Source organism: Corallococcus sp. AB045 (genome assembly GCF_003668895.1).
Lineage (GTDB): Bacteria > Myxococcota > Myxococcia > Myxococcales > Myxococcaceae > Corallococcus > Corallococcus coralloides.
In genome coordinates, this window is the sequence record NZ_RAWN01000223.1 from 1 (window position 1) to 14,986 (window position 14,986).

Sequence of the window (14,986 nt, forward strand, 5' to 3'; positions counted from 1 at the left end):
ACCCCTTCTCCTCCACCCCCGGCACCCGCCTCTACCGCACCGGCGATGTCGTGCGCTGGCGGGCCGACGGGCAACTGGACTACCTCCAGCGCCTCGACTTCCAGGTGAAGGTGCGTGGCTTCCGCATCGAGCTGGGTGAAATCGAGGCCGCCCTCCTCGCTCACGCCACCGTGCACGAAGCCGTCGTCCTCGCCCGTGAGGATGTCCCCGGTGACAAGCGCCTCGTCGCCTACGTCGTGCCCGCCCAGGGCCAGCAGTTGGACACCTCGGCGGTGCGCACGTTCCTCAAGGAGCGGCTGCCCGAGTACATGGTGCCCGCCGCCTTCGTCCCCATGGAGGCCCTGCCACTGACGTCCAACGGGAAGGTCGACCGCAAGGCACTGCCCGTCCCGGATGCCTCGCCCCTCGCGGACTTCGTCGGCCCGCGCAATCCCACCGAGGAGAAGCTCGCGGACGTCTTCGCCCACGTCCTGCGCGTGGAGCGCGTGGGCGTCCACGACGACTTCTTCTCTCTCGGTGGCCACTCGCTGCTGGCCACCCAGCTCATGTCCCGAGTGCGCGCCACCTTCCGGCGCGAGCTGCCCGTGCGTGCGCTATTCGAAGCCCCCACCGTGGCGGGCCTTGCCCTGCGCATCGACGCCGCCCACTCCTCCGCGGTGCAGCCGCCTCCGAGCATTCCCAGGGTGCGCGCCACCACCGCGCCCCTCTCCTTCGCGCAGCAGCGGCTCTGGTTCCTGGATCAGCTCACACCGGGAGATGCGTCGTACAACATCTCCAGCGCGCTGAGCTTGAAGGGCCACGTGGACGTGGAGTCCCTGCGCCGTGCCTTCGAGGCACTCGTCGCCCGCCACGAAGCCCTGCGCACGACCTTCCGCGAGCACCAGGGACAGGCCCTCCAGTCCATCCACCCTTCGGGCGCGTGGACCTTGCCGCTGCATGACGTGTCCTCCCTGCCGGAAGCGCGGCGCGAAGCCGAAGCGCGACGCCTCGTCACCGAGGACGCCCGCCAGCCATTCCAGTTGGAGGAAGGGCCTCTGCTGCGCACCGCGCTCGTGCGCCTGGGCGCGGACGAGCACCTGCTGCTGGTGACGATGCATCACATCGTTTCCGACGGCTGGTCCATGGGCGTCCTCGTTCGTGAACTGGTGGCCTTCTACGAGGCCTTCCATGCAGGCCGGAGCCCTTCGCTCTCGCCACTGCCCATGCAGTACGCTGACTTCGCGACCTGGCAGCGCCAGTGGCTCCAGGGCGAGACGTTGGAGACGCATCTCGGTTACTGGAAGCAGCAGCTCTTGGATGCACCGGCCGCGCTGGAGCTGCCCACGGACCGTCCGCGCCCGCCCGTGCAGACACACCGGGGCGCCAAGGTGGACGTGCGCATCCCTTCGGAGCTCGCCCACCGGCTCAAGGCATTGGCGGGCCGAGAGGGTGCCACGCCCTTCATGGTGCTGCTGGCCGCCTTCCAGGTGCTGCTGTCTCGCTACGCCGCGCAGGACGACGTCAGCGTGGGCACGCCCATCGCGGGCCGCACGCAGGCAGAGACCGAAGGCCTCATCGGCTTCTTCGTCAACACGCTGGTGCTGCGCGCCCACGTGCAGCCGCAGGCGACCTTCCGCGAACTGCTGGCCCAGGTGCGAGGCACGACCCTCACGGCCTACGAGCACCAGCACGTGCCGTTCGAGAAGCTGGTGGAAGCCCTCCAGCCTGTTCGGGACACGAGCCGCAGCCCGCTCTTCCAGGTGATGTTCGCCCTGCAGAACACACCCACCGAGGCGCTCCAGCTCCCGGGCCTCTCCCTCCGGCCGTTGCCCCTGCAGGCCCACTTCGCGAAGTTCGATCTCACGCTCTCCTTGCAGGAGGTCCAGGAGGGACTGATCGGCACGCTGGAGTACGCAACGGACCTGTTCGACGCCGAGACCATCCAGCGCATGGCCGGGCACTTCAGCGTGCTGCTGGAGGCCATCGCGACGAAGCCCGAGTCACGGCTCGGCGACCTGCCGCTGCTCACGGATGCAGAGCGACAGCAACTCCTCGTCGAGTGGAATCCCCCTGCCGCGCAGGTGCCGCAGGAGTCCAGCATCCCCGCGATGGTGGAAGCCCAGGTGCGCCGTACGCCGGACGCGCTGGCCGTCATCACGCCCGAGCGGCAGCTGACGTACCGGGAGCTGGACGCGAAGGCCAATCAGCTCGCGCACCGTCTGCGAGGCCTGGGTGTCGGGCCCGAAGTCCGCGTCGGCCTGTGCGTCGAGCGCACTGAAGACCTCGTCATCGGTGCCCTCGGCATCCTCAAGGCCGGTGGTGCCTACGTGCCGCTAGACCCCAGCTATCCACGTGAGCGTCTGGGCTGGCTGCTGGAGGACGCACAGGGCCCCGCCCTCGTGGCGCATTCGCATCTGCTCTCGGCACTGCCAGAGACCACCGCCATGCCCGTGTGCCTCGACTCGGACGCGGAGCTGGCGAAGCAGCCCACCACGGCGCCTGTGGTGGACATCCACCCGGGCCACCTCGCCTACCTCATCTACACCTCTGGCAGCACCGGCCGTCCCAAGGGCGTTGCCATCTCCCACGGCAACGCCGTGACGTTCCTCTATTGGGCCCTCGCAACGTTCTCTGCCGAGGAACTGAAGGGCACCCTCGCCGCGACGAGCCTCAACTTCGACCTCTCCGTCTTCGAGCTCTTCGCGCCACTCTCCAGTGGTGGTGCGGTGGTGGTGGCACGCAACGCCCTGCATCTGGCGGAGCTGCCCACCGCGTCTCACGTCACTCTCGTAAACACCGTGCCCTCCGCCATGGCGCAACTGCTGCGCCTGGGTGCGGTGCCGCCCACGGTGCGGGTCATCAACCTCGCCGGTGAGGCCCTGCCGGAGACGCTCGCGAAGCAGGTCTACGCCGTCCCGACGGTACAGAAGCTCTTCAACCTCTACGGGCCCTCCGAGGACACCACCTACTCCACCGCGTCTCTCGTCGGCCGTGACGAAGTGCCCCTCATCGGCAGGCCCCTGCCCGCGACACGTGCCTACGTGCTGGACGCTTCACTCCAGCCGGTGCCTGTGGGCGTGGCGGGCGAGCTGTACCTCGCGGGCGAAGGCCAGGCGCGCGGCTACCTGCTGCGCCCGGAACTCACCGCGGAGCGCTTCGTCCCGGAGCCTTACGGTCCTCCCGGTGGCCGCATGTACCGCACGGGTGACCGCGTCCGTTACCGCCTGGACGGGCGCCTGGAGTACCTGGGCCGCATCGACTTCCAGGTGAAGGTGCGTGGCTTCCGCATCGAGCTGGGCGAAATCGAAGCGGCCCTCCGCCGTGCCCCAGGCATCAAGGACGCCATCGTCGTCGCCAGGGGTGAGGCCGCCGACAAGCGCCTCGTCGCCTACGTCACCGCTCGCGACGGCCACTCGCTCGACTCCGAGGCACTCAAGGCCCATCTCCGGCAGCAGCTGCCGGAGTACATGGTCCCCTCCGCGCTCCTCGTCCTCGACTCCCTGCCCCTCAACTCCAACGGCAAGGTCGACCGCAAGGCCCTGCCCGAGCCGGGGAACCTCGCGCGTTCGTCCGGCTTCATCGCGCCACGGACCGACATCGAGGAGCAGCTTGCCGCCCTCTTCGCGGAAGTGCTGCGGGTGGAACGCGTGGGCATCCGGGACGACTTCTTCGCCCTCGGTGGCCACTCCCTGCTGGCCACCCAGCTCGTCTCGCGAGTGCGCGCGACCTTCAGCCTGGAGCTGCCGCTGCGGGTGTTCTTCGAAGCGCCCACCGTGGAGGCGCTCGCGACGAAGCTCGACAGCGCCCAGCGCTCCGAGCAGCGCCTGCCACCGCTGCGTCCCTCCTCGAATGAAGGCGCCCTGCCGCTCTCGTTCGCGCAGCAGCGGCTCTGGTTCTTGGATCAGCTCACCCCGGGTGACGCGTCGTACAACATCCCCACGGCGCTGCGCCTGACAGGCCGCGTGGACGTGGAGTCCCTGCGCCGCGCCTTCGAAGCGCTGGTCGCCCGCCACGAATCCCTGCGAACCACCTTCCAGGAACATCGGGGCCAGGCCACCCAGCGGATCCACGCGCCCGGTGCATGGACCCTGCCCCTCATCGACGTGTCCGGCCTGCCGGAAGCGCAGCGCGAGTCCGAGGCCCAGCGCCAGGTCGCGGAAGATGCCCGGCAGCCGTTCCACCTGGAGCGCGGACCGCTCCTGCGCACGGCCCTCGTGCGGCTGGGGGAAGAAGAGCACCTGCTGCTGGTGACGATGCACCACATCGTCTCCGACGGCTGGTCCATGGGCGTCCTCGTGCGCGAGCTCGTGACGTTCTACGCGGCCTTCACCCAGGGCAACGCGCCGGCCCTCAGCCCCCTGCCGCTGCAATACGCGGACTTCGCGGCGTGGCAGCGCCAGTGGCTCCAGGGCGAAACGCTCGAAGCGCAGCTGGGCTACTGGAAGCAGCAGCTCGCGGGTGCGCCCGCCGCGCTGGAGCTGCTGACGGATCATCCACGTCCGTCCGTTCAATCCCACGCGGGCGCGGCCCTCTCCGTCCAGCTTCCGCCCGAAGTCTCCCAGGCCCTCAAGGCGCTGGGCCGGCGCGAAGGGGCCACGCCCTTCATGGTGCTGCTCGCGGGCTTCCAGCTCCTCTTGTCGCGCTACGCGGGCCAGGACGACGTCAGCGTGGGCACGCCCATCGCCGGCCGCACGCAGGCGGAGACCGAAGGCCTCATCGGCTTCTTCGTCAACACCCTCGTCCTGCGCGCCCACGTCGAACCCAAGGCGACCTTCCGCGAGCTGCTCGCGCAGGTGCGAGGCACGACGCTCGCGGCCTACGAACATCAGCACCTGCCCTTCGAGAAGCTGGTGGAGGTCCTCCACCCCGTGCGGGACACGAGCCGCAGCCCGCTCTTCCAGGTGATGTTCGCCCTGCAGAACGCGCCCACCGAGGACCTGCGAGTCCCCGGCCTCGCCTTCCAGCAGGTGACGTCCAGCGCGCGCTCCGCGAAGTTCGACCTCACCCTGACGCTTCAGGACTCGGCGCAGGGCTTCATGGGCTGGCTGGAGTACAGCACCGCGCTCTTCGAGCGGAGCACCGTGGAGCGGATGATCCACCAGCTGCGCACGCTGCTGGAGGCCGTGGCCGCGAAGCCCGAACAGGCCCTGTCCGAACTGCCGCTGCTCTCCCGTGAGGAGCGCCAGCGCATCCTCGTGGACTGGAACGACACCGCCGTCGCCAGCCCCATGGACGTCCCGGTCCACGTCCACTTCTCCCAGCAGGCCCGCCGCACGCCCGACGCGGTGGCCCTGGTGCTGGGGGATGCGACGCTGACGTACGCGCAGCTCGAAGCCCGCGCCAACCAGCTCGCCCATCACCTGCGCGCCCTGGGCATCGTTCCCGGCGCGCGCGTCGGCCTGGCCCTCGAGCGCTCCTTCGAACTGGTGACGGCGCTGCTCGCCATCCTGAAGGCGGGCGCGGCCTTCGTCCCCGTGGACCGCAATGCGCCCGTGGAGCGCATCGCGATGCTGTTGGAGGACGCGGACGTCGGCGTGGTGCTCACGCATCAGCCCTTCGCCTCCAAGCTGCCGGCCTCCGGCACCCGCGTCTGGCTGGACACGCAGCAGGACGCCCTGACCGCGCTGCCCACGCACGCGCCCGACGTCTCCGTGGACGGTGAAGCCCTGGCCTACGTCATGTTCACCTCGGGCTCCACGGGCCGCCCCAAGGGCGTCAGCGTGCCCCACCGAGGCATCACCCGGCTGGTGCTCGGCAGCACCTTCATGCACTTCGGCCCCGAGGAGGTCTGGCTCCAGTACGCGCCTGTTGCCTTCGACGCGTCCACGCTCGAAATCTGGGGCGCGCTGCTCCATGGCGCGAAGCTCGTCCTCCCGCCGCCCCACGCGCTCTCCCTGGAGGAACTGGCCGAACAACTGCGTCGCCACCGCGTGACGGCGCTGTTCATCACGACCGCGCTCTTCGAGCAGATGGTCCTTCACCAGGGCGAAGCCCTGGCGGACGTGCGCCAGGTCCTCACGGGCGGAGACGTGATGCCCTGGTCGCGCCTGCGCGACCATCTCCCCCGCCTCGCCGAGGGAGCGACGCTGATCCACGCCTATGGCCCGACGGAGAACACCACCTTCTCCACCACGCTGCCGTTGCACCGCGACACGCGCGTGGTGGGTCCGGTCTCCATCGGCCGTCCCATCCCGAACGCCACGGCCTATGTGTTCGATGCGAACCTGCACCCGGTGCCCGTGGGCGTCGCGGGCGAGGTGTACGTGGGAGGCCCGGGCCTCGCGTGGGGCTATCTCCACCGCCCGGACCTGACCGCGGAGCGCTTCGTCCCCCACCCCTTCGCTTCCACTCCGGGCGAGCGGCTCTACCGCACGGGCGACAAGGCCCGCTGGCTTGCGGACGGCACGCTCGACTTCCTGGGCCGCGTCGACTTCCAGGTGAAGGTGCGCGGCTTCCGCATCGAGCTGGGTGAAATCGAAGCCGCCCTGCGCGCCTTCCCGGGCGTCAACGAGGCCGTCGTCGTGGCCCGGGGCGCGGACGCGGACAAGCGCCTCATCGGCTACCTCACCGCGCACGAAGGCCACGCGTTGGACCTGGAGGCGCTGCGGGTCCACCTGCGTCAGCGGCTGCCGGAGTACATGGTGCCCGCCTCGCTCCTGGTGCTGGAGGCGCTGCCCCTCAACGCCAACGGCAAGGTGGACCGCAAGGCCCTGCCCGAACCGGGGGACGCACCGCGCGCGGCCTCCTTCGTCGCGCCGCGCACCGCCACCGAGACCCAGCTCGCGGCCCTCTTCGCCGAAGTCCTTCGCGTCGAGCGGGTGGGCATCCAGGACGACTTCTTCGCCCTGGGAGGCCACTCCCTGCTGGCCACCCAGCTCGTCTCACGCGTGCGCGCCGCGTTCGGCGCCGAGTTGCCGCTGCGGGCCCTGTTCGCGGCGCCCACCGTCGAAGCCCTCGCGCCGATGATCGAGAAGGCCCCGTCCTCCGCGCTTCGTGCTCCGCCGCTGCGGCCCGCGGCCCGCGAAGGGGACATTCCGCTCTCCTTCGCCCAGCAGCGCCTCTGGCTGTTGGATCAGCTCCAGCCCGGAGATGCGTCGTACAACATCCCCACCGCCCTGCGACTGACGGGCCGGGTGGACGCAGCTGCGTTGCGAGGCGCCTTCGAGGCGCTGATCGCCCGCCACGAGTCCCTGCGCACCACGCTCGCCGCGTCCCACGAGGCACCGTCGCAGCGAGTCCAGGCCGCGGCGGCGTGGGAGCTGCCCGTCGCCGACCTGAGCGCGCTGCCCCAGGAGCAGCGCGAGGAAGAAGCCCAGCGCATCGTGGCCGGGGAGGCCCGCCGTCCGTTCCAGCTCGCCACGGGACCGCTGCTGCGCGGGCTGCTGGTGCGCCTGGAAGCAGAGGAGCACCTGCTGCTGGTGACCATGCACCACGTCGTCTCCGACGGCTGGTCCATGGGTGTCCTCGTTCGAGAGATGGCGGCCTTCTACGAGGCCTTCTCCACGGGCAGCACGCCGGCCCTCGCGCCGCTGCCGGTGCAGTACGCGGACTTCGCGACGTGGCAGCGGAACTGGCTCCAGGGAGAGGTCCTGGAGGCGCAGCTGGACTACTGGAAGCAGCGGTTGGCCGGTGCTCCGGCGGCGCTGGAGCTGCCCACGGACCGGCCGCGCCCGCCCGTGCAGTCGCACCGGGGCGCCACGGTGGACGTGAGGATTCCCGCCCACCTCGTGGAAGCCCTCAAGGCCCTGGCCCAGCGGGAAGGCGCCACGTCCTTCATGGTGTTCCTCGCGGCGTTCCAGGTGCTGCTATCGCGCTACTCGGCGCAGGAGGACGTGAGCGTGGGTTCGCCCATCGCGGGCCGGACCCAGGCGGAGACCGAAGGCCTCATCGGCTTCTTCGTCAACACCCTGGTCCTGCGCGCCCAGGTGGATCCGCGCGCGACGTTCCGTGAGTTGCTCACCCAGGTACGCGGCACGACGCTCGCGGCGTACGAGCACCAGCACCTGCCCTTCGAGAAGCTCGTGGAGGCCGTGCAGCCCACGCGCGACCTGAGCCGCAATCCGTTGTTCCAGGCGATGTTCGTCCTGCAGAACATGCCGGGTGAAGAGCTGCGCCTGCCGGGCCTGTCCATGCGGACGCTGCCGCTGGAAACGCGCTTCGCGAAGTTCGACCTCTCCCTCGGGTTGAGGGAGGCCCCCACGGGCATGATGGGCACGCTGGAGTACGCGACGGACCTGTTCGACGCGGCGACCGTCCAGCGCATGGCTGGACACTTCAGCGTGTTGCTGGAGGCCCTCGCGAGGAAGCCGGACACCCGACTGGGTGACCTGCCGCTGCTCACGGATGCAGAGCGCCAGCAACTCCTCGTCGAATGGAATCCCCCTGCCGCGCGGGTGCCGCAGGAGTCCAGCATCCCCGCGATGGTCGAGGCGCAGGTGCGCCGTACGCCGGACGCGCTGGCCGTCATCACGCCCGAGCGGCAGCTGACGTACCGGGAGCTGGATGCGAAGGCCAACCAGCTCGCGCACCGCCTGCGTGGACTGGGCGTCGGGCCTGAAGTCCGCGTCGGCCTGTGCGTCGAGCGCACTGAAGACCTCGTCATCGGCGCGCTCGGCATCCTCAAGGCCGGTGGTGCCTACGTGCCGCTAGACCCCAGCTATCCACGTGAGCGTCTGGGCTGGCTGCTGGAGGACGCACAGGGCCCCGCCCTCGTGGCGCATTCGCATCTGCTCTCGGCACTGCCGGAGACCTCCGCCACGCCAGTGTGCCTCGACTCGGACGTGGGGCTGGCGAAGCAGCCGACGACGGCTCCGGCGGTGGACATCCACCCAGGCCACCTCGCCTACCTCATCTACACCTCCGGCAGCACCGGCCGGCCCAAGGGTGTCGCCATCTCCCATGGCAACGCAGTGGCGTTCCTCCACTGGGCCTTGGAAACCTTCTCGCCGGAGGAACTGAAGGGCACCCTCGCCGCGACGAGCCTCAACTTCGACCTCTCCGTCTTCGAGCTCTTCGCCCCGTTGAGCAGCGGTGGTGCGGTGGTGGTGGCACGCAACGCCCTGCACCTGGCGGAGCTCCCGACGGCCTCCCACGTCACCCTCGTCAACACCGTGCCCTCCGCCATGGCGCAGCTGTTGCGCCTGGGTGCGGTGCCTTCCTCCGTGCGTGTCATCAACCTCGCCGGTGAGGCCCTGCCAGAGACGCTCGCGAAGCAGGTCTACGCCGTCCCGACGGTGCAGAAGCTCTTCAACCTCTACGGCCCGTCCGAAGACACCACCTACTCCACGGCCTCCCTCGTCGGCCGTGACGAGGTGCCCCTCATCGGCAGGCCGCTGCCCGCGACGCGCGCCTACGTCCTGGACGCTTCACTCCAGCCGGTGCCCGTCGGTGTCGCGGGCGAGCTGTACCTCGCGGGCGAAGGCCAGGCGCGCGGCTACCTGCTGCGCCCGGAACTCACCGCGGAGCGCTTCGTCCCGGAGCCCTACGGGCCTCCAGGTGGCCGCATGTACCGCACGGGTGACCGTGTCCGTTACCGCCTGGACGGGCGCCTGGAGTACCTCGGCCGCATCGACTTCCAGGTGAAGGTGCGCGGCTTCCGCATCGAACTGGGTGAAATCGAAGCCGCTCTCCGTCGCGCGCCGGGACTCAAGGACGCCGTCGTCGTCGCCAGGGGTGAGGCCGCCGACAAGCGCCTCGTCGCCTACGTCGCGCCCAAGGCGAATACCTCGCTGGAAGTGGAGGCCCTCAAGACGCACCTGCGCCAGGGCCTCCCCGAGTACATGGTGCCCACCTCCTTCGTGGTGCTGGACGCCCTGCCCCTCAACTCCAACGGCAAGGTCGACCGCAAAGCCCTGCCAGAACCGGAAGCGCCGCAGGCTGGCCACACCTACGAAGCGCCTCGCACGGAAGTCGAAGCGAAGCTGGCCTCCATCTGGGCCGAAGTCCTCCGACTGCCCCGGGTGGGCGTGAAGGACTCCTTCTTCGAGCTGGGTGGGCACTCGCTGCTGGCCACGCAGGTGGTGTCCCGCGTGCGCGCGGACCTGGGCATGGAACTCCCCCTGCGGGCCCTCTTCGAGTCCCCCACGGTGGAAGCGCTGGCGGCGCGGCTGCACGGGAGCGCGAGCACCCTTGCTCCGAAGCTCACCCGAACCACGCACGACGGCCCGCTGCCGCTGTCCTTCGCGCAGCAGCGACTGTGGCTGCTGGATCAGCTCCAGCCGGAGGATGCGTCCTACAACCTCCCGGCTGCGCTTCAGCTCTCGGGACAGTTGGACGCGGAGGCTTTGCGCCGGGCCTTCGAAGCACTCGTCGCCCGTCACGAAGCCCTGCGCACCACCTTCCACGAACATCACGGGCAGCCCACGCAGCGGATCCAGGCTCCGGCGGAGTGGACGCTGCCGCTCATGGACCTCTCTTCGCTGCCCGAAAATGAGAGGAAGAAGGAGGCTCGGAAGCTGGCCGACGCGGAGGCCCGGCGTCCCTTCCGCCTCACCACGGGTCCCCTGCTGCGCAGTGCGCTGGTACGGCTGAGCGAGGACTCGCACCTGCTGCTGGTGACGATGCATCACATCGTCTCCGACGGCTGGTCCATGGGCGTGCTCGTCCGCGAGCTCATCTCCCTGTACGCCACGTTCCATGACGGCAAGGAGCCCAGCCTCACGCCGCTGCCCGTGCAGTACGCGGACTTCGCGGTCTGGCAGCGGAACTGGCTCCAGGGCGAGGCGTTGGACGCGCAGCTCCGCTACTGGAAGCAGCAGCTCTCCGGAGCCCCCGCCGCGCTGGAGCTGCCCACGGACCGTCCGAGGCCGCCCGTGCAGTCCCACCGGGGTGCCACGGTGGAGGTGCGAATCCCTGAGGACGTCGCTCGCGCGCTCAAGTCACTCGCGGGACGCGAGGGGGCCACGCCCTTCATGGTGCTGCTGGCCGCCTTCCAGGTGCTGCTGTCGCGATACTCCGCGCAGGATGACATCAGCGTGGGTTCGCCCATCGCGGGCCGCACCCAAGCGGAGACCGAAGGCCTCATCGGCTTCTTCGTCAACACGCTCGTCCTGCGTGCCCAGCTGAATCCGCGCGCGACGTTCCGGGAGCTGCTGACCCAGGTGCGAGGCACGACGTTCGCGGCCTTCGAGCACCAGCACCTGCCCTTCGAGAAGCTCGTGGAAGCCGTGCAGCCCACGCGCGACCTGAGCCGCAGCCCACTCTTCCAGGCCATGTTCGCCCTGCAGAACACGCCGAATGAGGCACTGCGTCTACCGGGCTTGTCCTTCCAGGCCCTGCCGCTGGAAGCACACTTCGCGAAGTTCGATCTCTCCCTCGCCCTGCAAGAGGTCCAGGGGGAGTTGGTCGGTTCGCTGGAGTACGCAACGGACCTGTTCGACGCGGCGACCGTCCAGCGCATGGCCGGCCACTTCGGCACGTTGCTGGAGGCCATCGCGACGAAGCCCGAGTCACGGCTCGGGGACCTGCCGCTGCTCACCGCAAGGGAGCGCCGGCAGCTCCTCGTCGAGTGGAATCCCCCTGCCGCGCAGGTGCCGCAGGAGTCCAGCATCCCCGCGATGGTGGAGGCGCAGGTGCGCCGTACGCCGGATGCACTGGCCGTCATCACGCCCGAGCGGCAGCTGACGTACCGGGAGCTGGACGCGAAGGCCAATCAGCTCGCGCACCGCCTGCGTGGACTGGGCGTCGGGCCTGAAGTCCGTGTCGGTCTGTGCGTCGAACGCACCGAGGACCTCGTCATCGGTGTCCTCGGCATCCTCAAGGCCGGTGGTGCCTACGTGCCTCTGGACCCCAGCTACCCGCGTGAGCGCCTGGGCTGGCTGCTGGAGGACGCCCAGGGCCCCGCCCTCGTCGCGCACTCCCATCTGCTCTCCGCCCTGCCGGAGACCTCCGCCACGCCGGTGTGCCTCGACTCGGACGTGGAGCTGGCGAAGCAGCCGACGACGGCGCCTGCGGTGGACATCCACCCGGGCCACCTCGCCTACCTCATCTACACCTCTGGAAGCACCGGCCGTCCCAAGGGCGTTGCCATCTCCCACGGCAATGCCGTGACGTTCCTCCATTGGGCCCTCGCTACGTTCTCCTCAGAGGAGTTGAAGGGCACCCTCGCCGCGACGAGCCTCAACTTCGACCTCTCCGTCTTCGAACTCTTCGCTCCGTTGAGCAGTGGTGGTGCGGTGGTGGTGGCACGCAACGCCCTGCACCTGGCGGAGTTGCCGACGGCCTCTCACGTCACCCTCGTCAACACGGTGCCCTCCGCCATGGCGCAGCTGCTGCGCCTGGGTGCGGTGCCGCCCACGGTGCGTGTCATCAACCTCGCCGGTGAAGCCCTGCCGGAGACGCTCGCGAAGCAGGTCTACGCCGTCCCGACGGTGCAGAAGCTCTTCAACCTCTACGGCCCGTCCGAGGACACCACCTACTCCACGGCCTCCCTCGTCGGCCGTGACGAAGTGCCTCTCATCGGCAGGCCGCTGCCCGCGACACGTGCCTACGTGCTGGACGCTTCACTCCAGCCGGTGCCCGTCGGTGTCGCAGGCGAGCTGTACCTCGCGGGCGAAGGCCAGGCGCGTGGCTACTTGCTGCGCCCGGAGCTCACCGCGGAGCGCTTCGTCCCCGAGCCCTACGGTCCCCCCGGTGGCCGCATGTACCGCACGGGTGACCGTGTCCGTTACCGCCTGGACGGGCGCCTGGAGTACCTCGGCCGCATCGACTTCCAGGTGAAGGTGCGTGGCTTCCGCATCGAGCTGGGCGAAATCGAAGCGGCCCTCCGCCGTGCCCCAGGCCTCAAGGACGCCATCGTCGTCGCGAAGGGTGAGGCCGCCGACAAGCGCCTCGTCGCCTATGTCACCGCTCGCGAAGGCCACTCGCTCGACTCCGAGGCACTCAAGGCCCTCCTCCGGCAGCAGCTGCCCGAGTACATGGTGCCGTCTACCGTCGTGGTGCTGGACGCCTTGCCTCTCAACGCCAACGGCAAGGTGGACCGCAAGGCGCTGCCCGAACCCGATGCCCACACTGTTGAAGCCCGGGACTTCGTCGCGCCCCGAGATGCGCTCGAAATGCAGCTCGCCCGCATCTGGGAGGACGTCCTCGGTGTCCGCTCCGTCGGCGTCCGCTCCAGCTTCTTCGAGCTGGGCGGCCACTCCCTGCTCGCCGTGCGCATGCTCGCGTCCATCCGTGAGCGTCTGGGCCTCAGCCTCCCTCTCTCCGTCCTCTTCCAGCAGCCCACCGTCGAGCAGCTCGCCCAGGTGCTCCGCGACGACTCGCAAGCCTGGACGCCCCTCGTCCCGCTGGAGCGAGGAGAACCCGGCCAGCGGCCCCTCTTCCTCGTCCACCCCGGCGGCGGCAACGTCCTGGCCTACTCGGAGCTGGCGCGTCGGCTGGGGCCGTCACTGCCCGTCTACGGCCTCCAGTCACGCGGCCTCGACGGGCGGCCCGTCGCCGAGTCCATCGAGGAGATGGCCACCCTCTACATCGAAGCCCTCCGCACGGTGCAGCCCCACGGCCCCTACCAACTGGGAGGTTGGTCCCTGGGCGGAGTCATCGCCTACGAGATGGCCCGCCGCCTGCGCGAGGCTGGCGAAGCCGTGGAGCTGCTCGCACTCATCGACGCCCACGTGCCCGGCATCACGCCGCCTTCCGACACAGAGCCTCACTTCTCTTCCGAAGCCCGAGTGCGAGTCGCCTTCGCCCAGACCACGGCCACCGCCTTCGGCCAGGAGCTCTCCGTCTCGGCCGAAGCGCTGGCACACGGCGACGACGACGCGATGCTGGACCACCTGCTCCAGGATGGAGTCCGGGCGCGCATCCTCGACGCGGACTCCGGGGCCGCCCAGCTGCGCGCCCTCTTCCGCGTCTTCCAGGCCAACCTCTTCGCGCAGGAGAAGTACGTGCCCCGACCGTACGACGGCACCGCCCTGCTGCTGAGCGCCAGCGAGGCCGCGGCCGAGCTCCCACGTCACCGAGGCTGGGAGCCCCTCGTCCGTGGCGGCCTGGAGGTGCACGGCGTCCCCGGCAGCCACCATGAGCTGCTGCAGGACCCGCACCTCGAGCCCATCGTGGAGCGGCTGCGTCTGATCCTCGCCCGTGCGTCGGGCAGCGAGTCGCGCGAGCCCACGGGAAGTTGAATTCCGTCCGCCCCGCGCCAGCCTGTTCAGGCGCGGGGCTTCAGCGCCAGGAAACCAATCGAGCCGTATGGTTCGCTTCGCCAGGCTCGTTGATGGCCCTCATTCGCGGAGTCTCCGAACCTGAGATCCGGCTTTTGTGGTCGAGGGGCACGCCGACGGCAGAGCCCCCTCCTATGGTGAGGGCTGTAAACACAGGGATTTATTCATCCCCGGGTTGTGCCCCAAGAGTGCCGTGTCGGTCTCATGACACGTCATGTCGATACGGAATAATGTAACCATCGCGAATTTGCCCACCGCCGCGCTTCCCCCGTGAGAGCGGTTCAGGACGGCAATCCAGCAACAGCAGCAGTCTGAGATCTCACGAGGGCCACCGTCCCGGGTGGTGCTCGTGCGCAATGGCATCCCCCAGTGCGGAGTACACGAGATGAGCCACGAGCTGTCGAAGAGGATCGCCAACCTCTCACCGGAAAAGCGCGCCGAGTTGCTCAAGAAGATGGCCGCGCAGAAGGCCACCGCGGGCAACTCCGCCCACGGCCTCATCCCGGTGCAGGACCGCTCGCGTCCCCTGCCCCTGTCCTTCGCCCAGCAGCGCCTCTGGTTCATTGAGCAGCTGCAACCCGGCACCTCCCTCTTCAACGTCCCCATGGCGGTGCGCCTGGAGGGTGCGCTCGACGTGGCCGTGCTGGAGCGTGCGCTGCGCGAAGTGGTGCGCCGTCACGAAGTGCTCCGCACCTCCTTCCGCGAGGACGTCTCCGGCCCCGTGCAGGTGGTGTCTCCGGAGCCGGTGCTCACCCTGGAGCGCAAGGAGCTCACGGGCTCGCCGCCGGAAGAAGCCTGGCGCCTGGCGCGTGAAGCCGCCGCGCAGCCCTTCGACCTCGCGAAGGGCC

2 protein-coding genes are annotated in these 14,986 nt (G+C 69.6%); both read left to right on the forward strand.

Annotated features, from left to right (window positions below):
• Nucleotides 1-14,099: non-ribosomal peptide synthetase (locus tag D7Y21_RS35000; protein WP_147469462.1), on the forward strand; the 14,099-nt coding region annotated here is incomplete at its 5' end.
• A 424-nt stretch (nt 14,100-14,523) separates the two neighbouring features.
• A partial coding sequence (locus tag D7Y21_RS35005) for a condensation domain-containing protein (RefSeq protein ID WP_233592119.1) occupies nt 14,524-14,986 on the forward strand: 463 nt, incomplete at its 3' end.